Origin of the sequence: Pantoea sp. paga (assembly GCF_007558755.1) — a bacterium.
GTDB lineage: Bacteria > Pseudomonadota > Gammaproteobacteria > Enterobacterales > Enterobacteriaceae > Pantoea > Pantoea agglomerans.
The window spans coordinates 255,713-280,003 of record NZ_VLTF01000001.1 but is presented as its reverse complement, the minus strand read 5'-3'; the positions used below and the strand labels follow the sequence as shown (position 1 = coordinate 280,003).

Below are 24,291 nucleotides of genomic sequence, written 5' to 3'. Positions count from 1 at the left end.
AGCAGGGGCAACCGCAGGAGGATTGCGATGTTTATCTACCATAAAGAGCGACCACTGGAAGATCTGGGCAACGGCGTGACCCGCCGCGTGCTGGCGTACGGCGGCACCATGATGGCGGTAGAAGTGATTTTCGAGAAAGAGGCTGTCGGCCCGCTGCATCACCATACCCACGAGCAGCTGACCTATGTGCTGAGCGGACGTTTTGCCTTCACCATCAATGGTGAAACGCGTGAGGTGGGCGCAGGAGATACGCTCTATAAAGCGCCCAATGTGGTTCATGGCTGTGTCTGTCTTGAGGCGGGCACCTTACTGGATACGTTTACACCGCAGCGCGAAGATTTCCTGACCGCTAAATAATGCATGCGGCCCGGTGGGCCGCCTGTTGAACTGACGCATGACTGACCTGATTTCCCTGCATCCGTATCCTGCTTCAGGCCCGCAGAATTTTTCTGAAATTCCTTCTCCCGCTAACTTAATGATTAGCTGACATTTACGCTGCAACCGCGCTGCGCTTAGCTTCGTCCTGAAAATCAATCGGGCAGATTTCTGTACAAATTCCGAATCGTTGTATAAGTTTAATAGCAACCGCCGAACATTTTTTAACCCGAAACAGGACAATACTATGCCAATGCAAAACACCCTCACGTTGCCGGTGAATCACAGTGGCCCGGTCAAAAATGAGTTTAGTTCATCCTTTGCCGTGTCTGAACAGGACAAACTCAACTTTCTGATCGAAGAGTTACTGGAAGCGGGCAAGGAAAAAAGCTGTATGGAACTGCTGCGCCATCTGGCATCCGCAGACAGTGCAGAAGAAGAGGCATGCTGCCGCGAACTGCTGACGTTGCTGATGGCACAAAAATGAAGTCAGTTGCCAGCTGTTCAGCGCAGATTCACCCCTTTCTGAAAGCGTATCTGATATCCCACGCTACGCCTGAGCGCACATCCCCGTTCAGGCGTGTCAACGTGCCCAGCGAAAGCCGCGGTTTTTTCTGAATGCAGTAACGCCCGCAGCAGCAGAGACTGTTACGCGCGGTAAATCCGGGTTTTACTCACCAGCAACTTCCTGCTTCTCATTGCTTATCTCTCCCCTGTTTTGTTAGCCTGAATCCCGCTTCGGCGAGACCTGCTTTACTTTCCCTTCGCGTAATGCGCGCGGTTCACTATCAGGCTGACACAGGAGTGATATGACCATGACCTTTGCCCCCGCCACGCTGCATCTGCTGTGTGGAAAAATTGCCTCCGGGAAATCGACGCTGGCGGCGGAGCTGAGCGCCGTCCCCGGCTGCGTGGTGATCAGCGAGGATCAGTGGCTCGCCGCACTCTATAAGGACGAGATGCAGTCAGTGGCCGATTACGTGCGCCATGCAGCAAAACTCAGAAAGGCGATGACGCCTCATCTGGTCGCGCTGCTTAACGCAGGCGTGTCGGTGGTGCTCGATTTTCCTGCCAACACCCGGGCGAATCGCGACTGGATGATGTCGGTGATTCAGGCATCCTCTGCCGACCATCGCCTGCATTATCTGGACGTACCGGATGCGCTGTGTAAATCGCGCCTGCACGCCCGAAATCAGGACGGCGAACACGCCTTTGCCGCAACGGACGAGCAGTTCGCGCTGATTACCCGCTATTTCGAAGCACCGCAGGAGGAAGAAGGCTTTAACCTGGTGCGCCACGGTTAATGCCTTCTGGCGTGGGATCTCAGGAGAGGTCGAGTGCCGCGAGCACGTCAGCAATCTGCTGGAAGTCCGCCGCGGAGAGCGGTAACAGCGGGCGCGGCAGACAGTCGCGTTCGGTCAGTCCCAGCAGCCCCGCCGCGGCGCTGATCACCCGGAAACTGCCGCCATGCTGGCGGAACAGCGCCCATAACGGCTGCAGGCGATCGGACTGCGCTCTGACGCTCTGATGGTCACCCGCGGCCGCCGCTTCGGTCATCGCTTTTGCGACGCGCGGAAACAGCCCGCCGCACACCGAATACCAGCCATCACAGCCCGCAATCAGCCCGTTGGCGGCTGAGGCATCGCCACTGACGCCAATCGACACGGCATCTGGCAGCGTGCCGCGCAGTTGAGCGAGGCGATCGTTAGCCGCAGATTGATCTGCCGGTACCCCAGGAATTTTCACTGACCCGACACCGGAAAGTGTGGCGATCCGGCTCAGCAGCGCATCGGAAAACGTAAAATGGGTGGTGCCGGGGTTGTCATAGATACAGACTGGCACCGAGGCGTGTCGCGTCACGGTCTCGAAAAGCGTGAACACCTCATCTTCATTCAACGCCTGATAACCCAGCGGCGGCAGCAGTAAGGCAGCCGCGCCCGCCTGCTGCGCGTCCTCCGCCAGCGCCAGCACCTCGTCAGTGCCCACCGCACCAATGCAGATCATCACCGGAATCGACTCTGCATGTTCCACCGCCAGTTCTGCGATGCGCCTGCGCTGCGCGCGGGTGAGATAGGCGTAGCTGCCGGTGGACCCCAGCACGCCAAGGGAATCGACTTTTGCATCAGTCAGCCTGCGCAGCAGCCGCAAAAAAGCCGCCTCATCGGGCTTGCCTGCCGCAAAGGGAGTAAGGGGGAACGCACTGAGTCCGCTGAACATATCATCTGCTCCATTACGAGATTGCACCGGCCTGAGGTCGCCCCTGCAGCCATATTTCGTTACCGGCCGAAGCATCAACTCGCCCCGCCCGCTATTTTTGCGCTATCACCCAAAGGAGGATAGCGATGATTGCCGTACTATTTGAAGCCGAAGCCCGACCCGAACACCAGATGCGTTACCTGCAACTGGCTGCCGACCTTAAACCGCTGCTGATGCAAAACAGCGGGTTTATCTCTCTTGAGCGCTTTCAAAGCCTGACCGATGAGAAAAAAATTCTCTCGCTCTCCTGGTGGCGTGATGAAGAATCGGTGCTGGCCTGGAAGCGCAACCTCTGTCACCAGGCCGCACAGCGTGAAGGCCGCGAGACCCTTTTTGCCGGTTACCGTCTTCGCATCGTCACGCTGGTCAGAGAATATGCCTCACAACAGGGAGTAAATTAACATGTTCGATATTCATGTCATCCTGCAAAATAGTCCAGGCACACTTTCCCGGCTCACTACGCTGCTGGGCCGTCATGGGATTGGACTGGAAGGCGGCGGCCTGTTCTCCTTTGGTGAACAGAGCCACGCTCATTTTCTGGTCGAGGAAGGCGAACGGGCGCGGGCCGTGCTGGAAGCCGGGGGTATCGCCGTCGAGGCGGTTAACGTCCCGCTTATACGCAGGTTACCGCAAAAGCGTCCCGGCGAGCTGGGGGCGATCACTGCACGCCTTGCCGATGCCGGAATCAACATACTGGTGCAATACAGCGATCACGCTAACCAGCTGATCCTGATCACCGATAACAATCGATCAGCCGCCGGGCTGACCACAGAATGGGCACGCTTATCTGATGGCAACACCACAACCGCATAACGCACCTGACGATAGCGAAGCACTTGAGAATGCGATTATGGGCGTCGCCGCCGCAATGGCCGATGCGTCACGGGTGAAGATGCTGTCCGCGCTGATGGATGGACGCGCCTGGACCGCCACCGAACTCAGTGCCGTCACCGACGTGGCGCCCTCAACCGCCAGCGCCCATCTGAACCGGTTGATCAACAGCGGCTTGATCGTCTGCGTGGCGCAGGGGCGTCACCGTTATTACCGACTGACCGGCAGTGACATCGCTGCGCTGATTGAGAACATGATGGGCGTATCGTGGCGACGTATTGCCGCGCCGGTGAGCACCACCCCAACATCTCTTCGCACCGCCCGCACCTGTTACGACCATCTGGCCGGTGATATTGCGGTGCAGATTTATGCCGTAATGGCGCAACAGGGCTGGATCACGCCGGAAGGCAGCGCTGTCACCCTGTTGGGTCTGCAGCAGTTTGCGGCGTTGCAGATTGATCTGTCGCAGCCCGGACGCCGCAGAGCCTGCTGTGGCTGTCTCGACTGGAGTGAGCGCCGGTTCCATCTCGGCGGCTACGCGGGTGCAGCGCTGCTGAGTGCCTTTGAAACGCAAGGCTGGCTAACCCGGCAGCCTGGCTACCGTGAAGTGGTGTTTACCGTGGCGGGCGTCCAACATTTACGTCAGATTTTTGGCATAACCTTTCCCTGACGCCTTGCTGCCTGCGTACTGAACCCTTTTTGCCGCCAGACTCTGCGCTGATGGCCTCAGACAAGCCAGATTCCACCTGTTCACCTGCAACACGCTTATGAAATCTGTCACATTTCCGCAAACTCCTCTCAGACCCACTAACAGGCACAAAAAAATCATCTCGCCACTTAACCTGTTGAATGCGAAACACTTTAAGTGATAACGCCTGGCAATCATGCGGCTGGCACATTAATCGATGCCCTTTTTGCACTTATTTAGCGCCGGGCGCTGATCCACTCTTCAGTGACAGGCGCGGCAAAAAGCGTCATACCTTACTGGAGTTACTGATGCAGACAACCTCACCCATGACTCACCGCGCCAGGATTGGCGCAATATTCCGTGTTACCTCAGGCAACTTTCTCGAACAGTTCGACTTCTTCCTGTTCGGTTTCTATGCCACCTATATCGCCCATACCTTTTTCCCGGCCAGCAGTGAGTTCGCCTCACTGATGATGACCTTTGCCGTGTTTGGCGCAGGGTTCCTGATGCGCCCGATTGGCGCGGTAGTGCTGGGGGCGTACATCGATAAGGTTGGCCGTCGTAAAGGGCTGATCGTTACGCTCTCCATCATGGCGGCCGGCACCTTTATGATCGTGCTGATCCCCTCTTACCAGAGTATTGGTCTGTGGGCGCCGCTGCTGGTGCTGATCGGTCGGTTGCTGCAGGGCTTCTCCGCCGGTGCAGAGCTGGGCGGCGTGTCGGTCTATCTGGCAGAGATCGCCACACCGGGCCGCAAGGGCTTCTACACCAGCTGGCAGTCGGGTAGTCAGCAGGTCGCGATTATGGTGGCGGCGGCGATGGGCTTTATCCTCAACGCGGTGCTGGAAGAGAGCGCCATCCGTGAATGGGGCTGGCGCATTCCGTTCCTGTTTGGCTGCCTGATTGTGCCGTTTATCTTCCTGCTGCGTCGCAAGCTGGAAGAGACCCAGGAATTCAACAACCGTCGCAGCCATCCCGATGTGAAGCAGGTGTTCCGCATCCTGCTCGCCAACTGGCAGGTGGTGATTGCCGGGATGCTGATGGTAGCAATGACCACGACTGCGTTTTACCTGATTACGGTTTACGCGCCGACCTTTGGCAAGAAAGTCCTGCTGCTCAGCGCCTCTGACAGCCTGCTGGTGACGTTGCTGGTAGCGGTATCGAACTTTATCTGGCTGCCGATTGGCGGCGCGATCTCCGATCGTTTTGGCCGTAAGCCTGTGCTGGTTGCCATGACCCTGCTGGCGATTGTCACCACCTATCCGGCCCTGAGCATGCTGGCCGCAGCACCGGGCTTCTCGATGATGCTGGGCGTGCTGCTGTGGCTGTCAATGATCTATGGTCTCTACAACGGCGCGATGATCCCGGCGCTGACCGAAATCATGCCAGCGGAAGTGCGTGTGGCGGGCTTCTCGCTGGCCTATAGCCTGGCAACTGCGCTGTTTGGTGGTTTTACCCCTGTGATGTCAACCGGCCTGATAGAGCTGACCGGCGATAAAGCTTCGCCAGGCTACTGGATGAGTTTTGCCGCAGTCTGCGCCCTGGGGGCAACACTTTATCTCTATCGTCGCACCCGCAGTGCCGTATTGCCTGTCCATGAAACCGTTAGCTGAGGAACGTAAAATGAAACTGAAAACGATGTCGCTGTACGCTGCTCTGCTGTTCAGCGTGGCGGGCAGCGTCACGGCGCAGGCAAAAGAGCTGACGGTGATGATCTCCGGCGGGTTTAAAGCAGCGTGGGATACGCTCTCGCCCCGCTTCGCCCAGCGTGAGGGGATCACTATCAACACCGTCGCCGGTCCATCTATGGGTAAAACCCCGCAGGCCATTCCGGCACGACTGGCGCGCGGTGAACCGGCCGATGTGGTGATTATGGTCGGCGATGCGTTAAGCGATCTGCAAAAACAGGGCAAGACGCTGCCGGGTTCACGGGTTGAACTGGCGGACTCCCGCATCGGCGCGGTGATCAAACAGGGTGCCACACCGGTTAAGATCGGCAGCGAAAGCGCATTGCGTACTGCTCTGCTGAATGCCAGCTCCATCGCCTATTCCGACAGCGCCAGCGGTAAATATGTCAGCAGCCAGCTGTTCAGCCGCCTGGGCATTGAGGATCAGGTTAAGGCGAAAGCGGTGAAGGTTGAGCGCATCCCGGTGGCATCAGAGGTCGCGGCCGGTAAATACGCTATCGGCTTTCAGCAGGTCAGTGAGCTGCTGCCGGTACCGGGCGTAACTTTTATTGGCGAACTGCCGGACAAGCTGCAATACACCACCCGCTTCGCCGGTGCCGTGGTGCGCAAGTCAGCGCAGCCGGATGAGGCGGCTAAGCTGCTGCGCTGGCTTGCCTCTTCTGAGGCACAACAGGCGGTGCACGCCAGCGGACTGCACACCGTGAAAGCGTCAAAACCGGTTAAAGCCGCTGATACTGTTCAATAATCAGGTTCTCCAGTTCGCCCGCAATGTGCGACAACATCCGGCCATTTTTACGTAGCAGACCCACGGTGCGTTTCACCTGCGGATCGGTCAATGGAACCGCCATCAGCAGGGCATGATCGTAGCCAGGCATCGACATGGCGGGGACGGCAGCAATGCCCAGCCCCGCCTCAACCATCCCCAGCATGGTGGTGACGTGCCGGGTTTCACAGATACAGGGTTTCTCGGGCATGATCGCCTGCAACGCCTGATCCAGCAGGTTGCGATTGCCGGAGGTTTTATCCAGCCCGACCCACTCATACTGATAAAACGCCTGCCAGCTCAGACTCTTTTTGCCGGCTATCGGATGGTCACGCCGACAGGCCGCCACATAGGGATCATCCATCAGCGGCTGGAAATGCACATCCGGCTGCGAGCGGCTGGAAAAACTGATGCCGAAGTCGGCCTGACCGCCAATCACCGCGTCATAAACGTTAGCCGCACTGCTGTCGATCAGTTTGACTCGTACGCGGGGATAGCGCGCCTGAAACAGCCGGATGATGTTGGGCATAAAGTAGTAGGCGGCTGACGGCACGCAGGCCACGGTAATCAGTCCAGTACGGGCTAAGCTCACCTCACTGAGATCGGCCATGACCTCTTCAAAATCAGCCAGCAACTTATCCGAGCGCTGAGCAAACGCATGCCCCTTCAGCGTCAGCGTGACGCGGCGCGTGGTACGCTCAAACAGTTTGATCCCCAGCGAGGTTTCCAGCTTATCTATCCGGCGGCTCAGCGCCGACTGTGAGAGACAGATCGATTCCGCCGCCAGGCGAAAATTGCCAAACTCCACCAGCGCGCGAAACGCATAGAGATCGTTGAGATCGAAATTAACCGGCATAAATCCCTCTAACCGCTGCCTGTCAGCATCACATTTATCCAACATTCGATGGACATAACAATAACATCATTGTTCTCATTGATCTCATTGCCACCTGTGACTGGCTGTTAAAGATTAGTGAGCTGTATCAACCTGATGCAGAAATCGACCAGGATAATCGGGTTTGATAGCTTGCTGGGCGCTGTAACGCCCAAACAGCTTATAGCGGTTTAACGCGATGCGATCGTAGGCAAAGTTACTGATCGCGTCGGGAAAGTGGCGCAGCACCGCCAGCCCGCGCCACGGGGCTGGCAGGTGCTGCATCACGCGGAACACCGCCTGCGCCCGCAGCCAGTGCTGATTATCGGCAATGTAGACAATGGTGCTGATGTTCTCTTCCGGCAGTCCGGCCCAGCGCAGCAGCGCTTTACCCTGCTCGCTCTGCACCGAGGCAAAACGGACCTGCCGCGCCAGATGGTGACGCAGCAGGAACTGAACCCAGCCGTTGCACAGCTTACAGACACCGTCATAGAGCACGGCGCTTTCACCGGTTTGCAGATAAGGGGGCGACGACATCCTGCAACTCCTCACTCCTCTGATGATGAACTGAAGTGTAGCGGGTTCTGGTCAGTTGCTGCTGCAGCCAGTGAATAACGGCAGCGTGATCCTGGGCGCAGGCATCGACCTCATACACCGGGCCCAGCGTCATCGGAGTGGCCTGTTGCGCCAGCTGGCGCAGTTCAGGGAGATATTCAGCCCCCGGATGGCCCGGTAGCCGCTGCGACAGCCGCGCCTGGTAGCGCGCCACCGCCGCTTCCGGTTCAATCTTCAGCCACAGCTCCAGCGCCTCCTCCACGCCCGCCTGTTTCAGTCCCTGCTCCAGCAGCGTGCGGGGCTGGAACCCAAACCAGGCGTCGATCAGCCAGACCTGACTGGCGGGAGCCTGCGCGACGATGTTCCAGATCGCCTGATAGGCCGCGCAGCCCAGTTGCCGGTTACGCTGGCGATCGACCGGCGCAAAAGCGTGCATAAAGGGTTCTTTCAGGCTATCGAGCGTCAGCACCGGCCAGCCAAAGTGTTGTGACAGCGCGTGCGTCAGGGTGCTTTTACCCGAAGCCGGAATGCCATTCACCAGCACCACGCGTTTTAACGGTGTTTTTAGCGTCATAAAATATCAATGACCTCCGCGATGCTGCTGGCCTGACGTAATCTGACCAGCGTTTCCTCATCTTCCAGCAGCGACACAATCGCGCGGATCCCCTCTTCGATATGGGCATTGCTGTCACGCGCGCCAAACATGATGACAATGTCCGCTTTATCACTGCCCTCAAACGAGATCGGTTCATTCAGCAGAATCATACTGAAACAGTCACGGATCACCCCCGCTTCCGGTCGCGCATGGGGAATGGCGATCCCCTCCTCAAACACGTAGTAAGCGCCATGGGCCAGCGTATTGGCGATTACCGCATCAGGATAAGAGGCATCGAGATAGCCGCCACTGACCAGGGGTTCGGCAGCCAGCGCGATAACCTGACGCCAGTCCGTGGCGTCGATACCAATCTGAATAGCGTTTGCCTCTTGCAATAACTGCTTAATCGTCATCAGCTCTCCTTAAATCGACTGGCGAACCACATTGCGTAATTCATCGATTTTGACAAACAGCGCATCAATTTCATTGCGATAGCGACGGCTTTTCGCAAATAAGCTTAATGCCCGGTTATATTCCAGCATTAATTGTTTTTGCGTTTCGCCATCACGCGGATTAATAGCCAGCTGCTGCTCCAGTTGCGTTATTTTCTCGCGACTTAATTCAGCCAGATGATCCTGCTGCTGCTCGCTGGGTTGTTCCACAGCCGGAGACTTTTTTAAGAATCCAAACATAGGCTCTCCTGCCCCGTAGCATGTCGGGGTGGCTCAGATTAATAGGTAATTATAAAAGGTTTGACGCAATAAGCCGGTGATGGCGAAACGGGCGATTACCGGAATAATTGCATCTTCTCTACCAGCACACTGGTTACCGCATCATTGGCCGGCACCAGGAAATTACGCACGCTGTCATTGACCTTGCCTTTTTCAAAGGTCGATTTGCACTGCGCTACCCACTGAACATTCATTTCGGTGCCAACATTGACCTTCTCAATACCGCTACTGACCGCCAGCCGCATATCTTCATCGCTGACGCCGGTGCCGCCGTGCAGCACCAGCGGCGTGTGGGTTGCCGCCGTGATATCTGCCAGTCGCTGATGCTGAATATGCGCTTTACCGGTGTAAAGCCCATGCACGGTGCCAATGGAGATCGCCAGCATATCGACGCCAGTCTCTTCGACAAAGCGGCGCGCATCTTCTACCGGCGTAAACGCAATCGCCTCCATTTCCACGCATTTACCATCTTCCGAGCCGCCAATCGCGCCCAGCTCCGCTTCTACCGAAACATTGTGCGGACGCGCCATATCAATCACCCGGCGGGTATTGGCAATATTCTCTTCTATCGACAGATGTGACCCGTCATACATCACGGAACTGAATCCGGCATCAATCGCTGTCTGAATCGCCGCTAAATCGGAACAGTGATCGAGATGCAGACAGGTCGGGACATTCATACTCTCTGACAGCGATTTAATCGCATCGACCAGTAATTTATGACCGAGATATTTTGCCGTGCCGGTGGAGATCTGAATCATTAACGGACTATTGGTTTTCTCTGCCGCTTTAAAATAGGCGGGCAGCATCTCCAGGCAGTGAAGATTAAAAGAACCCACCGCTTTAAAGTCGCGCTGTTTAGCCAGCTGTAACAGATCGGCGAAGTTATAAAGTTTCATGGATTTTTTCCTCTTGAGGTTTTGTGGATTTGCCATTAACAAACCAGGCAAGCGCGGTAACAAAGGCAATAAACAGGGCAACGAACAGCCAGTTATTCTGGAAGGCGTGGCCGAGCACCAGGCCGGTACTGATGACATCTGAGTCACTGAAGGTCACACCGGTGAAGCCATAGCTCTCCAGCATCGGCACCAGGATGGCGGGCAGAATGGTGATAAAGAGGCCGTGAACGAAGCCGCCGATCATCGCGCCGCGCCGTCCGCCCATGGCATTACCAAATACCCCGGCGGTGCCACCGGCAAAGAAGTTGGTCAGCAGGCCAGGCAGGATCATCGCCAGACCAAACATCGGGAAGACGAGCATGCCGACAATTGAACCGAGCGTGGTGGCGAGAAAGCCAACAATCACCGCGTTCGGGGCATAGGGAAACATTACCGGGCAGTCCAGCGCCGGTTTGGCATCCGGCACAACACGCATGGCGATACCGCGGAAGGCAGGCACCAGCTCGTTAAGCAGCAGGCGGACGCCGCTGTAGAGCACGAAGACTCCGGCCACAAACTGAATCGACTGCATAAAGGCGTACATCAGGTAGTTCATGCCGTTGCTGTACTGGGCGATGAACGCCGGACCAGCCGCCACGGCGGGGATCAGGTACATTGGCACCATCACCAGCGCCATCGACAGATAGGTATCCTGCAGGAACTTGAAGTTATCGGGCAGCTTCAGATCTTCGGTGGATCGCGATCCTTTGCCGACCACTTTGGCGACTGCCGCCGTGACCAGATAACCAATGGTGCAGAAGTGACCCAGGGCAACGTCGTCCGAATCGGTAATGCGTCGTACCACCGGCTGCGCCAGCGCAGGCATCACCACGGCCATGATTCCGCCAAAGATGCCGCCGGTCAGGATCAGCGGCAGACCGGTCAGCCCCGCTTTGTAGCCAATCACCGCGCCAATCGTCGCCATCCACAGCAGGGCCTGGCCGGTCAGGAAGATGTACTTAAAGGGCGTCAGTCGCGCGATGATGATATTGACGATAAAGATCACCAGCAGCGTCAGAGCGACTTCAGATCCCAGCTCACGGTTAGCCAGCCCGGCAATGGCGGCGACGTCGGTGATATAGCCGCGCATGCCAAAGCCGTGGGTAAAAATGGTATTGAGGAACGTCAGCGTTCCCACAATAATATTGATACCCGCCATCATAATTAAAAAACCGAGCAGGGTTTTAAAGGTGCCTTCCACCACCTTGCCTGCCGATTTCTTTTGCAGCAGCAGACCGATCAGGGCAATAAAGGCGATCAGAATCGACGCCTGCCCCAGCAGATCTTTTACCAGGAAGTCGATCACACTATTCATGGGCGGCGACCTTTTCGTTGCGTTCTTTTAAAAAGGCCAGGATCTTCTGCTCTATTTCCGCTTTATCGGTGAGCCGGTTAAGAATAATGACCCGCTTAATCTGTTCCGGACTGGCGTCGGCATTCAACACATCGGCAAAGGCTTTTTGCGTCAGAATCATGTCCGACTTAAAGGCATTTGCTTCTGAAATGGTGGTGTGATCGATATCGGCCTCAATCTCCAGTTTTTTTAAAACTGCTTTTGCGCTCATCTCAATCGCAAAACTGGATCCTAAGCCACAACCACAGACACACAATATTTTCAGCATGGTTTTCTCCTCACAATATATTGAGTTGTTTAGCGAGTTTGTAATGGTGCCCGTCAATATCGACCAGGCGTTTTTGCATGCTTATTAAATCAATCGGAATCGGTTTATTGCTGCCGTTGATAATGACCGCTTTATTCCGCATACCTGACTGAATACAACGCACTACTTCACTGGCCATAATGGTGCCCTGATAAATCTCTTCGCAGGTGGGATCACCATTCCGCAGCCCGTAACCGAGGATAGTTTTACGGACGCGTACGCCAATAAGCGGCTCAAGCTGTTTTATTAAGGTGTCGATAGCCCCCTGAAAACCGGGCGAATATTCGCGGGTGTAGCCTTCTGAACAGAGAATGATCACGCTGTTCTGCTCTGCCAGCCGCTGGGTGATGCGCTGCGCCAGTTGTGGCAGCGGGATCTGGCACTCCGGAATTAGCGCAATGTCCGCATTGGATTTAATCGCCGACTGCAGGGTTAATTCGCCGCAGTAGCCGCCGAGTAACTCCAGCATAAATACCCGGCCTGGTAAGGCGCGTCCGGTATTGCGCAGTTTCGCGACCTCTTTTAATACCTGCTCGCAGGCGGTGGAAAAACCCAGGGTGTAATCACTGCCGAAAACATCATTATCGATAGTCATGCCGACGCCGAAACAATTCACGCCAGACTTCGACAGGGTATGGAGAAATTGCAGCGACCCGTCACCGCCCGCCATGATTAATACGTCAATCCGGGCGCTTTTCAGCTGGCGTGCAATACATTCATATTCGCTGCGCACCAGTTTCTTTTGCGTGCGTCCCGATTGCATAACCGGAATCGGGGCGATGGAAAAGTCGAGCAGGTCACGCTGGCTGATGTCACGATGGTTATTTGCCAGCAGGCCGGGAATGCCGCCGTCAAATATCACCATCTCCGCCTGCGCCAGTCTCCCTAACTGAAAGACAAAATTATTAATGCCGGTCACATCACCGCCACTGATCACCATTCCAATTCGCATTTCCCTCACCTCGCGGACTTAATCTGCTGAGGGCCATTCTTCCGGTAAGTGGGGTTGTTATTTGCAGAGGAGATCACAGTTACGAGCGGTATTTTTTAGGCGGAGTTATTGACAGGGGTGTCTGAACGGCGGTTTATGAGATCAAAATCACACTATTTGCGGGAAAGCCGATTAGAGCGAAACGATATAAATCAATGAGTTAGCTCAGAAGGCATCTGAGTTTTATTTCGCCACACAGCGGCACAGAGTGGCTTATTCCGTGCTGTTGCAAATTTGTGACTTTCGCCTCATTTTTCCCGGTTCCGGGCCAGATAAAGCGTTCAGAAAATAGTTGATGAGGAGCTATCCGGATTATTTTATGGCAGATAAACAGGCGGGCAGAATAGATTTCAGAGGGGAAGAAGGCGCGGTAAAAACGAATAAGAGACGTAGCAGCAAGCTGCTACGCCCCAAAAAGCTTACTTCGCGTAGGCTTCAGTTGACAGGGTCAGGGTGACCTCGTCGCTTACCGCTGGGACATATTTGTCCAGCTTAAAGTCCGAACGCTTGATGGTGCCGGTGGCATCAAAACCAATCGCCTGCTTTTTCACCATCGGATGCTCGCCCTGCTTGTTCAGCGTCGCGTGCAGCGTAACCGGTTTGGTGATCCCTTTCAGGGTCAGGTTGCCTTCAACATCAAATTTGTTGTCGCCCTTTGCCACCACTTTGGTGCTGTGGAAGGTCGCAGTCGGATATTTAGCGGTGTCGAAGTACTCAGCGCCTTTGAATTCTTTGGTCAGCGCAGCCACGTGGCTGTCGATTTTGCTGACTGGCAGGGTCACGTCAACGCGTGATGCCTCTGGATGATCTTTATCAAACACCAGGTTACCGGTTGCATCAGGGATATCAGCGGTAGGGTTTGAGAAGCCGAAGTGGTTCCAGGCAACAATCACCGACGTATGCTCAGGATTCAGCTGGTAGTGCATCGCCTCAGCCTGAGACAACGGGGCGTAAAGGGTGGCAGCGGCTAACAGGGGCAGTGCAATACGTTTGAAGTTTTTCACGGTCAATTCCTTATGCGGACAAAGTGAATTGAGTGTGGTCCAGTTCGCCCGGAATAGACAGTGAAGAGATTTGTCGGTAATTTTCAAATAAATTCAGCAACTTTATACTGGGTACTACAGATTCTCGCCGCCGGTGAACAGCACCCGCCAGCGGCGGCGATCCTGAATCAGCGTGCGGTGAAGCTGTTGCAGATCCGCAAGTGTCAGCGCCTCAATCTGCGCCGCATCCGGTTCTGCCAGGCCATTGTCAGCGCGTAAGCACGCCAGTGGCTGATCCACTTCCCGGCTCAGAAGACGCGCTTTCAGTGCCGCCAGATCGTAACCCGCCAGCGTCTCGTTCAGTGACCGCAGGAAGTTGCGGCAGTAGCGCAGCAGTGACAGCGCGCTGTAATCGGGCGACTGCAGCGCAAACAGCACCCCATCTTCATCGGCACAGCGCATATAGCGGCTGCTGACCACATAACCGATAGGCTGCTCAACGCGATAGCGCTGGAAAAAGCGCGGCTCATAGATCAGCGCCAGCGCGCGAAGCGCCGCCAGCTGTTCAGGACGATGCAGCGGGATAAACAGCAGCAGAGCATTGTCCGCGCTGCCGTGTGGCAGGCGCGTCATACCGGTTTGCGTCGTCATGCGCTTTGGCGGCGTGTCAGGGTTAACCGGCAGCGACAGTGCGCTAAGCCGCCGGGCAATTAATGAATGCAGTGCCGCGTTGCCGCCTTTCAGCGCCGCCCGCCAGCAATGTGGCGTAATGGTGGCGGCCAGCTGCCAGGGTAACTGCCGCAGCAGTGCACGGATCGCGATGCTTTCCCCCGAAGAAGGCTGCGCCGCCTCAACCGGCAGCGTCAGTGCGGCGACAATCTGGCTCAGCGCCCGGTCAGCCACCGCCTCATCCGGCGTCAGTTGTAGCGTCAGTTGCCACACGCCCTCCACTTCCTGCCAGTTGCCGTTGCCGCCCTGATGACGCAACGCGGCAAACAGCGGACGTAACCGCCGCCCCAGCCCTTCGCCTGCCGCTTCGGTGAACGTTGACCAGAACTCTGGTCGCAGGATCAGCGTCGCCTGCAGGTCGTCAGGCTGAAAATGCGGCAATGCCACCGCCTGTGCGGGCAGCGGCTCAGACGTTAAGGCGGTGTCAAACGGATAGAAAGTGAAATCGGCCGCTGGTAGCGCCTCAGACGGGGCTGGTTGCCAGGCGGTCAGCGCCAGGCTGAATCCCTGCGTCTGAAGGGTTTCCTCAGCCGGGTGCGACGTGCAGAACAGCAGCGTGCCCGGCGCGTCGGTGAGACGCGCCAGCAGCGGCTGTAACGCAGGCACGGCTTCATCCGGTGCAAAGCCGATTGCGCGCTGGCGTAACTGCTCCATCGGTGACAGTGTCACGAATCGCTGCTGCGCCAGCTGGTGATAGTGTTGATGTTGTGGCGCATTCGTCTGGCGCAGTGCATCCAGATAACTGTCGATCAAAACATTAACGGTTTCGGGTTGATGCGTTTCAACGCCCAGCGCCAGCCAGAGCGCGCCTCCCGCCTGATAGATCCACTTCAGCTCCAGCGACTCCGCCAGCCCCTGCTCACGCAGGGTAGCCAGCAGCGATCCGGGTGCTTCATCCAGCAGAAATTCACGCCATAACGTGACACCGTCACTATTATCCAGTATCCAGCTGCGCCATAGCGCCGCAGGTGCGGTCTCTGCCAGCTGCCAGCCGATATCGCTGGTCAGCTGCGGCGGTGGCAGATCCTGTCGCCACTGCCCTGTGGGCAGCACGGCAGCAACGTTACGCGCCAGCTGTTCCAGCTCATCCAGTGAGTGCGGCCCCTGCAGCCAGAGCCGCATATTGCTGGCGAAGTAGTAGCGCTGGTGGAACTGGCGCAGCGCCCGCTGCAGTGCAGAGAGCTCATCGCCAAAACTCGCCCGGCTGCCAATATGGAACCGGTGGAATTCCGCAGGTGACGCGGCGGCGTGCAGCAGTGCCGCTTCAATGCGTGACGGCTGATGACGCTGCAATAGCTGATATTCCGCATCAATCACCGCCACTTCCTGGCCGATCGCCTGATTATCAAGCAGCGGATGGCAGACCATATCCTGCAGCCGCGCCAGCCCGTCAGCCAGCAGCGACGGCGTAACCTCAAAAAAGAACGCGCTGCGCCGGGCCAGCGTGGTGGCGTTAACCCTGCCACCCTGCGTCTGAATCCAGCTCATCAACCGGCCCTCATCAGGCCAGCCGGTGCTGCCGGTGAACAGCAGATGTTCCAGCAGATGCGCCAGTCCGGGCCAGCGATCTGGCTCGTCGTGACTCCCCGCGCCCACCTGAATCAGGGCGGCGGCCTGGCTGGCATCGGGCTGATGCACCAGTTCAACCGTCAGACCGTTTATCTCCAGGCAACGCGTTTTCATCAGAGGTTCCGTGTTTTATAGATCAGTTGTGAGTTGCTGCGGTTACGGAACTGCAGCTGACCAATTTTAATGTCACTGCAATCCGCCTCACGCCGGGCGTCAAGGATTTTGCCGTGATGCGGTGATTTGCTGCAGACCGGATCGGTGTTGTCGGCATTGCCGGTCAGCATGTAGGCCTGACAGCGACAGCCGCCAAAATCTTTCTCTTTCTCATCACAGGAGCGGCATGGCTCTGGCATCCAGTCAAAACCGCGATAACGGTTGAAGCCGAATGAGTTATACCAGATATCGTCCAGACTTTGCGTCAGCACTGAAGGAAATTCTACCGGGAGCTGACGCGCACTGTGACACGGCAGCGCGGTGCCCTCTGGCGTAACGCTAAGGAAGATGGCACCCCAGCCACCCATGCAGGGTTTAGGGCGCTCTTCGTAGTAGTCTGGCGTCACAAACAGCAGATTGGTCAGATTGCCGGTGGTGCTCATCCGCTCGCGGTAGGTTTTCACCACCGCCTCTGCGCGGGCGATTTGCTCGCGGGTGGGCAGCAGGCCTTCCCGGTTAAGCTGCGCCCAGCCGTAGAACTGACAGGTCGCCAGTTCCACGTCATCCGCTTCCAGCTCAATGCAGAGATCGATAATCCTGTCGATCTGGTCGATGTTATGGCGATGCAGAACAAAGTTCAGCACCATCGGATAGCCGTGGGCTTTCACCGCTTTCGCCATCTCCAGCTTCTGCTGAAACGCTTTTTTCGAACCGGCCAGCGCCGCATTCAGGGTTTCGTCACTTGCCTGGAAGCTGATCTGGATATGATCCAGACCCGCCTCGCTGAACGCATCCAGCTTCTTCTCCGTCAGGCCGATGCCCGAGGTGATCAGGTTGGTGTAGAAGCCGAGATCGCGCGCCGCTTTGATCAGCTCCGGCAGATCTTTACGGACCAGCGGCTCGCCGCCGGAGAATCCGAGCTGCACGCTGCCCATCGCCCGCGCCTGACGAAACACCTCAATCCACTGTTCGGTGGTCAGCTCCTTCTCCTGCTGGGCGAAATCCAGCGGGTTGGAGCAGTAGGGACACTGCAGCGGACAGCGATAGGTCAGCTCAGCCAGCAGCCAGAGCGGCGGATTCACGTCAGGTTTATGCGGGGTCACGGAACTGTATCCACTTCTGTTCATAGGCTGATTGCAGGAACTCTAAAACGTCTGCACCCACGCCGCCCGCTTCCGGAAAACGGCTATCCAGCGTTGCGATAATCGCGGCGATATCCTGCTTGCCATCCACCAGCTCAAGGATGGCAGCGGCGGTTTCGTTCAGCTTCGCCATGCCTTCGGGATAGAGCACCACATGGGTATCCTGGGCGGCTTCCCACTGCATGCGGTAGCCGCGACGAAACGCGGCAATCGAGTTTTCATTCATCTGTTATACCAGTCGGGTGGTGTGCCACGCCGCTTTATCCGTCACGGTGTGATAAGGCGGACGTTTCAGCTCGTATGCCATGGTCATGGCGTCCAGCATGCTCCATAAAATATCGAGCTTAAACTGCAAAATTTCCAGCATGCGGTTCTGCGTCTCAGCGGTGGTGAAATATTCCAGCGCCAGCGCCAGGCCATGTTCCACATCGCGGTTCGCCTGACCCAGGCGACTGCGGAAGTAGAAATAGCCCTCTTCTTTGATCCACGGATAGTGCTGCGGCCAGCTGTCGAGCCGTGACTGGTGGATCTGCGGGGCGAACAGCTCGGTGAGTGAGCTGCAGGCCGCCTCCTGCCAGTTGGCGCGGCGGGCAAAGTTAATATACGCATCCACCGCGAAGCGCACGCCCGGCAGCACATGCTGCTCTGAAAGTAGTTCTTCGCGCGTCAGCCCGACCGCCTCGCCCAGCCGCAGCCAGGCTTCAATGCCGCCCTCTTCGCCGTTGCTGCCGTCGTGGTCGAGGATGCGCTGCACCCATTTACGGCGGGTAGCCGGATCGGGGCAGTTGGCCATGATCGCCGCATCTTTCAGCGGAATGGTGGTCTGGTAATAGAAGCGATTCGCCACCCAGCCCTGAATCTGCTCGCGCGTGGCCTGACCGTTATGCATCGCGATGTGATACGGGTGATGGATATGGTAGTAAGCGCCTTTGTCGCGCAGGGCCTGTTCAAAAGCCTGCGGCGACAGCGTGTCAGTGATCTGCATGTTTTAGCCCTGAAGGTGGATCGCCATTCCGTCCCAGCTCACCTCTATTCCCTGCTCCGTCAGAAACTGACGCTGCGGTGACTGCTCGTTAAGGATCGGATTGGTGTTGTTAATGTGGATCAGAATTTTGCGTTTTGCCGGCAGCGATGCCAGCAGCGCCATCAGCCCCTGCTCTTCCGCCAGCGCCAGATGGCCCATCGCCTTGCCGGTGTTGTGGCCCACGCCGGTGGTTAACAGCTCATCATCCTGCCAGACGGTGCCATCAATCAGCAGGCAATCCGCTTTTTGCAGCCACGGCAGGATCACCGCATCCGGCTCGCCCAGGCCTGGCGCGTAGAGCAGCGTCTGGCCATTCGCGCGGTTTTCAATAAACAGCGCCACGTTATGGCCCGGTAGCGGCCGGTCGCGATACGGCGAGTAAGGCGGTGCATTACTGATAATCGGAATCGCGGTGAACTGAAGATCATCACAGACATCGACGCTGAACGGCGTCAGTGGCGCAATGGGACGGTGCTGTAAGCCGCCATTCCAGTGGGTGAGCATTGGAAAGATCGGGAAGCCAGTGCTGAGGTCACCATGCACTTCCGGCGTACACCACACCTGATGCGGGCAGCCCTCACGCAGGCTCAGCAGCCCGGTGGTGTGATCGATCTGGCTGTCGGTGAGGATAATCGCGCCGATCGCCGTGCCGCGTAACACCCCTTTGCGGGTCAGTTCTGGCGTGTGCAGGATCTGCTGGCTGATGTCGGGTGAAGCGTTGCATAACACCCAATCTTCGCCGTTATCGCTGAGGATAATCGACGATTGCGTGCGTGCCTGGGCCTGGATCGTGCCGTTACGCACGCCGTGGCAGTTGGCGCAGTTACAGTTCCACTGCGGAAACCCGCCGCCCGCGGCTGAACCGAGGATTTTGATAAACATAGAGGAAAACCAGAAGTTGAAAAAAAATGCCCGCTCAGAGGGCGGGCAGAACGATTAACGGTTGGAGATGTAGAGAGTCACTTCCAGACCGAGACGCATATCAACGAAAGTTGGTTTTTTCCACATGAGTTACTTCCTCTTGGTTAATAATAAATAAGCTGCCTGAAATCAGTGTGATCGGCATTGAATGAGACCGCCGTCACAATTTCCAGGCAGATGTTGCGCCAATGGCGCGTCGGGATCAAGCCCGGAACATCAGGAAATTGTTATCACAGCCCGGTCAGATGTAAAACCCGCTGCCAGTTTCCCCATGCCAGTTTCTCTGTCAGTGTCTGATCATAGCCCGCTTCCTGAAAAGCGGCGAGCAATCGCGGCAATCCGCTGACATCGCCCAGTGCAGCCGGTGGGGTAATCCCGTCGAAATCAGAGCCAAAGGCTACATGGTCGCTGCCCATTATCTTCAACAAGTGATCACAATGCTTAACAATTTCTGTTAATGGCGTGTCAGCGTCGCGTTTACCGTCGGCGCGCAGAAAAGCGTTGCCGAAATTAATGCCGACCAGACCGCCGCTGTCGCGGATCGCCACCAGCTGCTCATCCGTCAGATTACGCGGCTGCGGACAGAGAGCATGCGCGTTGGAGTGGCTGGCGACCAGCGGCGCGCTGGAGAGCCGGGCGGTGTCCCAAAAGGCTTTTGCGTTCATATGCGACACGTCAATCATCATCTTCAGGTCACTCGCCTGCTGAATCAGCCTCTCTCCGGCGCGGGTCAGGCCTGGCCCGGTGTCGGGCGAGCCGGGAAAGGTGCCGCTGACGCCTTCACCAAAGCGGCTGGCCAGGTTCCAGAATGGCCCGATGCTACGCACCCCCGCCTGCCAGAAGGCGTGCAGCTGCTCGCCCTCCTCATCCAGCGCATCAGCACCTTCGATGTGTGCCACCATCGCCAGTACGCCTGCGGCGCGGCAGGCGGCAATTTCGTCATGGCTGCGGCAGAGTTGCGCCCGCCCGCCTGACGCATCGGCCAGCTGCTGCAGGATCTCAAGCTGTTGCCACATGATCTGAAGCGGTTGAAACGGCTCGTCGGCGCGTGCCGGAACGGTGCGGGCAATGTACTCCTGCGGAGGCACAAAGATCGCAAACAACCCGCCGCCGAACCCGCCCTGCTTAATGCGCGGAAAATCGAGGTGGCTCCGTTCAATCCCCTGATAAAACGCCTGCGCGGGCGCATCGCGATGATGCAGCCAGAGGTTAAGCAACAGATCGTTGTGACCGTCAAAAATCAGCATAAGAGTCCACCCGAATAAACAGGTGACCATGCTAACCCTGCCCGGCGGATTCACCAAACCAGAGCGCACGCAGGGCCACGCAGGCCACGCAGGTCATACAGGTCATGCAGGTCATGCAGGTCATGCAGGTCATGCAGGTCATGCAGGTTATTGTCACTTTTGCGCGTCAGGTTGTCAGCCCTGCGCGCGCGGACCCGGAGGCGTGTCGGCAGACTGATAAAAAAACCACAGGAGACTCCTATGCTGACCCGACCCGCTGATAAATATTGTCCCTCCCCGCTGATCACCCTGCCCGATCGTCAGTGGCCCTCACGCCAGCTGACCCAGGCGCCGCGCTGGCTCTCCACCGATTTGCGTGACGGCAATCAGGCGCTGGCAGAACCGATGGATCGGGAACGCAAAATGGCCTTCTGGGATCTGCTGCTGCGCTGCGGGTTCCGGGAGATCGAGGTCGCCTTTCCCTCGGCGTCGCAGACGGATTTCGATTTCGTCCGCGACCTGATTGAGCAGCAGCTTATCCCGGAGGATGTGACGTTACAGGTGCTGACCCAGGCGCGGGAGGACCTGATTGCCCGCACGTTTGTGGCGCTGCAGGGCGTCCCGCGCGCCATCGTGCATCTCTATAACGCCACCGCGCCGCTGTTTCGCGAGCGGGTATTTAAGCAGAGCAAAGCGGAAATCGTGGCGCTGGCCACCGCTGGTGCACGGCAGATCCGCGCCGAATGCGAGGCGCAGCCGGAAACTCAATGGACCTTTGAATATTCGCCAGAGACCTTCTGCTTTACCGAGCCAGAGTTTGTGCTGGAGATCTGCGAGGCGGTGGCCGATGTCTGGCAACCGGACGCGCAGCGCCCGATGATCATTAACCTTCCCGCCACTGTAGAGGTGAACACCCCCAACGTTTATGCCGATCAGATTGAGTTTTTCTGCCGTCACTTCAGCCGCCGTGATGCCGTCTGCATCAGCGTGCATCCGCACAACGATCGCGGCACCGGCGTTGCCTGCGCAGAACTGGCGCTGCTGGCGGGTGCAGACCGGGTCGAGGGCTGTCTGTTTGGCAACGGTGAACGCACCGGCAATGTGGACCTGGTGACGCTGGCGCTGAATCTCTATACCCAGGGCGTTTCGCCCCAGCTCGATTTCAGCCAGATGCATGAGGTGATTGAAGTGGTAACCCGCTGCAACCAGCTGCCGGTTCATCCGCGCCATCCTTATGCGGGCGAGCTGGTCTTCACCGCCTTCTCTGGTTCTCATCAGGATGCGATTAAAAAAGGGTTCGCCATCCGCGCCGAACAGCAGGAAACAGAGTGGCAGATTCCCTACCTGCCATTGGACCCGGCCGACATTGGCTGCAGCTATGAGGCGGTGATCCGCGTTAACAGCCAGTCGGGAAAAAGCGGGGCCGCCTGGCTGCTGGAGCAGAATCACGGGTTACAAATGCCGCGAGCGCTACAGCAGGATTTCAGCCGCTGTGTACAGCAGGAGACTGACCGGCACGGCGGAGAGATGACGCACTACGCGCTGTGGCAGCTCTTCTGCCGCCAGTATGGCGTTACGCAGCCCGCGGTGGCATTACAGCGGGCTGACAGCCAGAGTGACAGCGGCGGGCAGACGCAGATTAGCGCCAGCGTGGTCTATCAGATGCAATCGCTGATGCTGACCGGCAGCGGCAACGGCTGGCTGTCGGCGGCGGTCAATGCCCTGCGCAGCGCGTTTGATCTGCATCTGACCATTGAGGACTATCACGAGCATACGCTGGGACGACGCAGTGACAGCCGCTCGGTGGCCTATATCAGCTGCGTGGATGCCCGTGGCGCGCGAGCCTGGGGAGTGAGTATCGACAATGACACCGCCCGCGCAGCCCTGCAGGCGCTGCTCAGCGCGGCAGGCCAGTTTCTGCAGGCGGAAAGTAGTCAGTCGGAGAGGCGCCCAGCAGACGACGAAACATCGCACTAAACGCGCTGGGGCTTTCATAGCCCAGCTCCAGCGCCACCCGCAGCACGGAGTCGCCCTGCGCCAGTCGCGTCAGGGCGATAGCCAGGCGGGCGCGCCGCACCCAGTCGCTGAACTGCAGGCCGGTTTCGCGCATAAAATGGCGGGCCAGAGTGCGGCCCGAGACATTCAGGTGGGCGCTGGCGCGCAGCAGCGTCCAGCTTTCACCGGGCGTCTGCTGAATCAGCTCGCACAGGGCCTGTAAACGGGGGCTGTCGGGCGTCGGCAAGGCAAAGGGCAGCACGTCCATGCCGCGGATTTCATCCAGAATCAACTCCATCACCCGCTCGGCCCGACTGCCTGCGGCGTAACGCTCCGGCAGGCTCAGCGCCGTGACAATCAGCTCGCGCAGCAGCGGTGAGATTTGCACCACCTGACAACTGGCGGGCAGATCGGCTCGCGCCAGCGGATCGATAAACAGCGTGCGCGCCGCCACACTGCCGGTAATCTGCAGCGCATGACGTGTAAACGCAGGCAGCCAGACGCCGCGACTCGGCGGCACAATCCAGCTGCCATACTCCGTCTCCACCCGCACCACGCCGCTCAGGGTATGGATTAGCTGGGCACAGGCGTGCTGGTGCCAGGGTTCGCTGGCACCGTGCAGGTAATCGTGCGCCAGCGGCACCAGCGGACGCGTGCTGAAGTCAAAATGCTGCTGACTCATTGCGCCTTCAGGTAGCGGTAGATCACCGCCAGGTCCTCTTCACCGTGTCCGGCCTCCACCGCCTGCTGCCAGAGCTGTGCAATATTCTCCAGCGCCGGCAGCGGCGTCTCTGCGGCATCCAGCGCCAGGCGGGCATCTTTCAGCGCCCAGACCAGATGCATCTGCGGCGTGAAGTCGTCGCTGGCGATCATCCCGAGCTTCATTTTTGCATACGGTGCAGCCAGCGGACCGCCCTCCAGCACCTGCCAGAGATCGTCGGTGGAAAAGCCGAACTGCTCTGCCAGCCGGGTACTCTCTGCCAGGCTTTGCATCATGCCAATCAGCCAGCTGTTGATCACCAGCTTCATCCGGGTGCTTTTGCCCGCCTCACCCAGCCACTTTGTCCCTTTACTGATGGCAGCAAACACCGCTTCTGCTGCCTGCGCCCGGCTCTGATCGCCGCTGGCCAGCACCAGAATCTGCGCATTCTCTGCTGGCGCTTTGGTGCCGGAGACCGGCGCATCGATCAGTAACAAATCGGGGCGTTTTTCTGCGAAAAAGGCGATCAGCGCGTCGGTTTTTTCTACGCCGATGGTGCCCATCTGGCAGAGCGTCGCGCCCTGCTTAAACGCCTCTTTGACCTGATGCAACACCTGCTCAGTGGTGTCGCCATCAGACAGCATGGCGATCACGACATCTGCTTCACGCACCGCCTCAGCTGGCGAGTCAGCCAGCTGCAAACCCGCATCCAGCAGATCTTCGCCGCGCGCGCGGGTGCGGTTCCAGCCATGAACGCGAAAGCCTTTTTTCAGCAGATTGGCAGCAAATGCGTGCCCCATTGCGCCTAATCCCAGAACCGCCACTTCAGGTTGTTTCATGCTGACTCCCGTGAGTTTTTTTGTCTGCATCCGGGTGAATCGGACGCCTTATCACTGCAAAAGA

The 24,291-nt window shown here is 57.7% G+C and carries 29 protein-coding genes; 9 read left to right on the top strand and 20 right to left on the bottom strand.

The window, feature by feature from the left end; translation table 11 throughout:
- Positions 1 to 27 precede the first annotated feature (27 nt).
- The 3 genes from FOV68_RS01360 (at position 28) to FOV68_RS01350 (ending at position 1,679) form a co-directional block, all read left to right on the top strand.
- A complete protein-coding gene (locus FOV68_RS01360; protein WP_143990207.1) occupies positions 28 to 357 on the top strand; it encodes a cupin domain-containing protein in 330 nt (109 codons plus the stop codon).
- A gap of 265 nt (positions 358 to 622) precedes the next feature.
- Positions 623 to 862: a hypothetical protein gene (locus FOV68_RS01355; RefSeq protein WP_010245020.1), complete on the top strand. Its 240-nt coding sequence runs from the start codon at positions 623 to 625 to the stop codon at positions 860 to 862.
- Positions 863 to 1,184: 322 nt separating this feature from the next.
- Positions 1,185 to 1,679: an ATP-binding protein gene (locus FOV68_RS01350; protein WP_143990206.1), complete on the top strand. Its 495-nt coding sequence runs from the start codon at positions 1,185 to 1,187 to the stop codon at positions 1,677 to 1,679.
- A 19-nt stretch (positions 1,680 to 1,698) separates the two neighbouring features.
- Here FOV68_RS01350 and FOV68_RS01345 read toward each other — a convergent pair whose 3' ends face one another.
- The gene (locus FOV68_RS01345) at positions 1,699 to 2,592 is read right to left on the bottom strand and encodes a dihydrodipicolinate synthase family protein (RefSeq protein ID WP_039386684.1); all 894 of its coding nucleotides are present in this window, start codon (positions 2,590 to 2,592) and stop codon (positions 1,699 to 1,701) included.
- Positions 2,593 to 2,717: 125 nt separating this feature from the next.
- Here FOV68_RS01345 and FOV68_RS01340 point away from each other — a divergent pair, with 125 nt between their 5' ends.
- From FOV68_RS01340 to FOV68_RS01320, 5 genes are all read left to right on the top strand, one after another.
- Complete coding sequence (locus FOV68_RS01340) at positions 2,718 to 3,032, top strand: antibiotic biosynthesis monooxygenase (protein WP_031592353.1); 315 nt, start codon at positions 2,718 to 2,720, stop codon at positions 3,030 to 3,032.
- A 1-nt stretch (position 3,033) separates the two neighbouring features.
- Positions 3,034 to 3,444, top strand: coding sequence for an amino acid-binding protein (locus FOV68_RS01335; RefSeq protein ID WP_039386689.1), 411 nt, complete (start codon positions 3,034 to 3,036; stop codon positions 3,442 to 3,444).
- Entirely contained in the window at positions 3,422 to 4,132 is a 711-nt protein-coding gene (locus FOV68_RS01330) for a helix-turn-helix transcriptional regulator (protein WP_143990205.1), read from the top strand. The genes FOV68_RS01335 and FOV68_RS01330 overlap by 23 nt, the downstream gene beginning before the upstream one ends.
- A 323-nt stretch (positions 4,133 to 4,455) precedes the next feature.
- Complete coding sequence (locus FOV68_RS01325) at positions 4,456 to 5,763, top strand: MFS transporter (protein ID WP_143990455.1); 1,308 nt, start codon at positions 4,456 to 4,458, stop codon at positions 5,761 to 5,763.
- Between the two features lie 10 nt (positions 5,764 to 5,773).
- The gene (locus FOV68_RS01320; protein WP_115387552.1) at positions 5,774 to 6,583 is read left to right on the top strand and encodes a substrate-binding domain-containing protein; all 810 of its coding nucleotides are present in this window, start codon (positions 5,774 to 5,776) and stop codon (positions 6,581 to 6,583) included.
- On the opposite strand, the gene FOV68_RS01315 is transcribed toward FOV68_RS01320, so the two are convergent.
- From FOV68_RS01315 to FOV68_RS01235, 17 genes are all read right to left on the bottom strand, one after another.
- Complete coding sequence (locus tag FOV68_RS01315; RefSeq protein ID WP_143990454.1) at positions 6,558 to 7,457, bottom strand: LysR family transcriptional regulator; 900 nt, start codon at positions 7,455 to 7,457, stop codon at positions 6,558 to 6,560. The two genes, FOV68_RS01320 and FOV68_RS01315, sit on opposite strands and share 26 nt — an antisense overlap.
- A 114-nt stretch (positions 7,458 to 7,571) precedes the next feature.
- Positions 7,572 to 8,012 carry a thiol-disulfide oxidoreductase DCC family protein gene (locus FOV68_RS01310; RefSeq protein ID WP_143990204.1) on the bottom strand — a complete coding sequence of 147 codons (441 nt, stop codon included), beginning with the start codon at positions 8,010 to 8,012 and terminating at the stop codon, positions 7,572 to 7,574.
- Positions 7,981 to 8,604 carry an AAA family ATPase gene (locus FOV68_RS01305; RefSeq protein WP_143990203.1) on the bottom strand — a complete coding sequence of 208 codons (624 nt, stop codon included), beginning with the start codon at positions 8,602 to 8,604 and terminating at the stop codon, positions 7,981 to 7,983. The genes FOV68_RS01310 and FOV68_RS01305 overlap by 32 nt, the downstream gene beginning before the upstream one ends.
- Positions 8,601 to 9,038: a PTS sugar transporter subunit IIA gene (locus FOV68_RS01300; RefSeq protein WP_031592905.1), complete on the bottom strand. Its 438-nt coding sequence runs from the start codon at positions 9,036 to 9,038 to the stop codon at positions 8,601 to 8,603. The genes FOV68_RS01305 and FOV68_RS01300 overlap by 4 nt, the downstream gene beginning before the upstream one ends.
- A 9-nt stretch (positions 9,039 to 9,047) precedes the next feature.
- The gene (locus FOV68_RS01295; protein ID WP_010245053.1) at positions 9,048 to 9,317 is read right to left on the bottom strand and encodes a hypothetical protein; all 270 of its coding nucleotides are present in this window, start codon (positions 9,315 to 9,317) and stop codon (positions 9,048 to 9,050) included.
- A gap of 95 nt (positions 9,318 to 9,412) precedes the next feature.
- Complete coding sequence (locus FOV68_RS01290) at positions 9,413 to 10,255, bottom strand: class II fructose-bisphosphate aldolase (RefSeq protein WP_010670115.1); 843 nt, start codon at positions 10,253 to 10,255, stop codon at positions 9,413 to 9,415.
- On the bottom strand, positions 10,242 to 11,609 hold the full coding sequence (locus FOV68_RS01285; protein WP_008925155.1) for a PTS sugar transporter subunit IIC: 1,368 nt from the start codon (positions 11,607 to 11,609) through the stop codon (positions 10,242 to 10,244). Before FOV68_RS01285 ends, FOV68_RS01290 begins: the two co-directional genes overlap by 14 nt.
- A complete protein-coding gene (locus FOV68_RS01280; protein ID WP_090961135.1) occupies positions 11,602 to 11,916 on the bottom strand; it encodes a PTS sugar transporter subunit IIB in 315 nt (104 codons plus the stop codon). Before FOV68_RS01280 ends, FOV68_RS01285 begins: the two co-directional genes overlap by 8 nt.
- Positions 11,917 to 11,926: 10 nt before the next feature.
- Complete coding sequence (locus FOV68_RS01275; protein WP_143990202.1) at positions 11,927 to 12,907, bottom strand: 6-phosphofructokinase; 981 nt, start codon at positions 12,905 to 12,907, stop codon at positions 11,927 to 11,929.
- A 458-nt stretch (positions 12,908 to 13,365) separates the two neighbouring features.
- Positions 13,366 to 13,950: a YceI family protein gene (locus FOV68_RS01270; protein ID WP_010245067.1), complete on the bottom strand. Its 585-nt coding sequence runs from the start codon at positions 13,948 to 13,950 to the stop codon at positions 13,366 to 13,368.
- Between the two features lie 114 nt (positions 13,951 to 14,064).
- A complete protein-coding gene (pqqF, locus tag FOV68_RS01265) occupies positions 14,065 to 16,341 on the bottom strand; it encodes a pyrroloquinoline quinone biosynthesis protein PqqF (RefSeq protein ID WP_143990201.1) in 2,277 nt (758 codons plus the stop codon).
- Positions 16,341 to 17,507, bottom strand: a complete 1,167-nt coding sequence (pqqE, locus tag FOV68_RS01260; RefSeq protein WP_161793189.1) for a pyrroloquinoline quinone biosynthesis protein PqqE — start codon at positions 17,505 to 17,507, stop codon at positions 16,341 to 16,343. The genes pqqF and pqqE overlap by 1 nt, the downstream gene beginning before the upstream one ends.
- Positions 17,470 to 17,748: a pyrroloquinoline quinone biosynthesis peptide chaperone PqqD gene (pqqD, locus tag FOV68_RS01255; protein ID WP_010245072.1), complete on the bottom strand. Its 279-nt coding sequence runs from the start codon at positions 17,746 to 17,748 to the stop codon at positions 17,470 to 17,472. The genes pqqE and pqqD overlap by 38 nt, the downstream gene beginning before the upstream one ends.
- A 3-nt stretch (positions 17,749 to 17,751) precedes the next feature.
- Positions 17,752 to 18,507 (bottom strand): pyrroloquinoline-quinone synthase PqqC, encoded by a 756-nt coding sequence (pqqC, locus tag FOV68_RS01250; protein WP_010245074.1) that lies wholly within the window; start codon positions 18,505 to 18,507, stop codon positions 17,752 to 17,754.
- A gap of 3 nt (positions 18,508 to 18,510) precedes the next feature.
- Complete coding sequence (gene pqqB, locus FOV68_RS01245; RefSeq protein ID WP_061901461.1) at positions 18,511 to 19,428, bottom strand: pyrroloquinoline quinone biosynthesis protein PqqB; 918 nt, start codon at positions 19,426 to 19,428, stop codon at positions 18,511 to 18,513.
- A gap of 54 nt (positions 19,429 to 19,482) precedes the next feature.
- Positions 19,483 to 19,554, bottom strand: coding sequence for a pyrroloquinoline quinone precursor peptide PqqA (pqqA, locus tag FOV68_RS01240; RefSeq protein ID WP_010245082.1), 72 nt, complete (start codon positions 19,552 to 19,554; stop codon positions 19,483 to 19,485).
- Between the two features lie 143 nt (positions 19,555 to 19,697).
- A complete protein-coding gene (locus tag FOV68_RS01235) occupies positions 19,698 to 20,714 on the bottom strand; it encodes a dipeptidase (RefSeq protein ID WP_143990200.1) in 1,017 nt (338 codons plus the stop codon).
- Positions 20,715 to 20,954: 240 nt separating this feature from the next.
- Between FOV68_RS01235 and leuA the strand changes: the two genes are divergently transcribed.
- Positions 20,955 to 22,670 (top strand): 2-isopropylmalate synthase, encoded by a 1,716-nt coding sequence (gene leuA, locus FOV68_RS01230; protein WP_143990199.1) that lies wholly within the window; start codon positions 20,955 to 20,957, stop codon positions 22,668 to 22,670.
- Here leuA and FOV68_RS01225 read toward each other — a convergent pair.
- Together FOV68_RS01225 and FOV68_RS01220 are read right to left on the bottom strand one after the other, a co-directional pair.
- Entirely contained in the window at positions 22,591 to 23,370 is a 780-nt protein-coding gene (locus FOV68_RS01225) for a helix-turn-helix domain-containing protein (protein WP_143990198.1), read from the bottom strand. The genes leuA and FOV68_RS01225 overlap by 80 nt on opposite strands.
- A complete protein-coding gene (locus FOV68_RS01220; protein ID WP_071941098.1) occupies positions 23,367 to 24,257 on the bottom strand; it encodes an NAD(P)-dependent oxidoreductase in 891 nt (296 codons plus the stop codon). Before FOV68_RS01220 ends, FOV68_RS01225 begins: the two co-directional genes overlap by 4 nt.
- Positions 24,258 to 24,291: the final 34 nt, after the last annotated feature.

Excerpts from the sequence above, each read along its gene's own strand:
- FOV68_RS01300 (WP_031592905.1), bottom strand. The coding sequence starts at position 9,038 with ATGACGATTAAGCAGTTATTGCAAGAGGCAAACGCTATTCAGATTGGT.
- FOV68_RS01305 (WP_143990203.1), bottom strand. The coding sequence starts at position 8,604 with ATGACGCTAAAAACACCGTTAAAACGCGTGGTGCTGGTGAATGGCATT.
- leuA (WP_143990199.1), top strand. The coding sequence starts at position 20,955 with ATGCTGACCCGACCCGCTGATAAATATTGTCCCTCCCCGCTGATCACC.
- FOV68_RS01330 (WP_143990205.1), top strand. The coding sequence starts at position 3,422 with ATGGCAACACCACAACCGCATAACGCACCTGACGATAGCGAAGCACTT.
- FOV68_RS01345 (WP_039386684.1), bottom strand. The coding sequence starts at position 2,592 with ATGTTCAGCGGACTCAGTGCGTTCCCCCTTACTCCCTTTGCGGCAGGC.
- FOV68_RS01290 (WP_010670115.1), bottom strand. The coding sequence starts at position 10,255 with ATGAAACTTTATAACTTCGCCGATCTGTTACAGCTGGCTAAACAGCGC.
- FOV68_RS01235 (WP_143990200.1), bottom strand. The coding sequence starts at position 20,714 with ATGCTGATTTTTGACGGTCACAACGATCTGTTGCTTAACCTCTGGCTG.
- FOV68_RS01225 (WP_143990198.1), bottom strand. The coding sequence starts at position 23,370 with ATGAGTCAGCAGCATTTTGACTTCAGCACGCGTCCGCTGGTGCCGCTG.
- FOV68_RS01360 (WP_143990207.1), top strand. The coding sequence starts at position 28 with ATGTTTATCTACCATAAAGAGCGACCACTGGAAGATCTGGGCAACGGC.
- FOV68_RS01280 (WP_090961135.1), bottom strand. The coding sequence starts at position 11,916 with ATGCTGAAAATATTGTGTGTCTGTGGTTGTGGCTTAGGATCCAGTTTT.
- pqqC (WP_010245074.1), bottom strand. The coding sequence starts at position 18,507 with ATGCAGATCACTGACACGCTGTCGCCGCAGGCTTTTGAACAGGCCCTG.
- FOV68_RS01285 (WP_008925155.1), bottom strand. The coding sequence starts at position 11,609 with ATGAATAGTGTGATCGACTTCCTGGTAAAAGATCTGCTGGGGCAGGCG.
- FOV68_RS01295 (WP_010245053.1), bottom strand. The coding sequence starts at position 9,317 with ATGTTTGGATTCTTAAAAAAGTCTCCGGCTGTGGAACAACCCAGCGAG.
- pqqF (WP_143990201.1), bottom strand. The coding sequence starts at position 16,341 with ATGAAAACGCGTTGCCTGGAGATAAACGGTCTGACGGTTGAACTGGTG.
- pqqE (WP_161793189.1), bottom strand. The coding sequence starts at position 17,507 with ATGAACAGAAGTGGATACAGTTCCGTGACCCCGCATAAACCTGACGTG.
- FOV68_RS01335 (WP_039386689.1), top strand. The coding sequence starts at position 3,034 with ATGTTCGATATTCATGTCATCCTGCAAAATAGTCCAGGCACACTTTCC.
- FOV68_RS01220 (WP_071941098.1), bottom strand. The coding sequence starts at position 24,257 with ATGCAGACAAAAAAACTCACGGGAGTCAGCATGAAACAACCTGAAGTG.
- pqqD (WP_010245072.1), bottom strand. The coding sequence starts at position 17,748 with ATGAATGAAAACTCGATTGCCGCGTTTCGTCGCGGCTACCGCATGCAG.
- FOV68_RS01355 (WP_010245020.1), top strand. The coding sequence starts at position 623 with ATGCCAATGCAAAACACCCTCACGTTGCCGGTGAATCACAGTGGCCCG.
- FOV68_RS01320 (WP_115387552.1), top strand. The coding sequence starts at position 5,774 with ATGAAACTGAAAACGATGTCGCTGTACGCTGCTCTGCTGTTCAGCGTG.
- FOV68_RS01350 (WP_143990206.1), top strand. The coding sequence starts at position 1,185 with ATGACCATGACCTTTGCCCCCGCCACGCTGCATCTGCTGTGTGGAAAA.
- pqqB (WP_061901461.1), bottom strand. The coding sequence starts at position 19,428 with ATGTTTATCAAAATCCTCGGTTCAGCCGCGGGCGGCGGGTTTCCGCAG.
- FOV68_RS01340 (WP_031592353.1), top strand. The coding sequence starts at position 2,718 with ATGATTGCCGTACTATTTGAAGCCGAAGCCCGACCCGAACACCAGATG.
- FOV68_RS01275 (WP_143990202.1), bottom strand. The coding sequence starts at position 12,907 with ATGCGAATTGGAATGGTGATCAGTGGCGGTGATGTGACCGGCATTAAT.
- FOV68_RS01315 (WP_143990454.1), bottom strand. The coding sequence starts at position 7,457 with ATGCCGGTTAATTTCGATCTCAACGATCTCTATGCGTTTCGCGCGCTG.
- FOV68_RS01310 (WP_143990204.1), bottom strand. The coding sequence starts at position 8,012 with ATGTCGTCGCCCCCTTATCTGCAAACCGGTGAAAGCGCCGTGCTCTAT.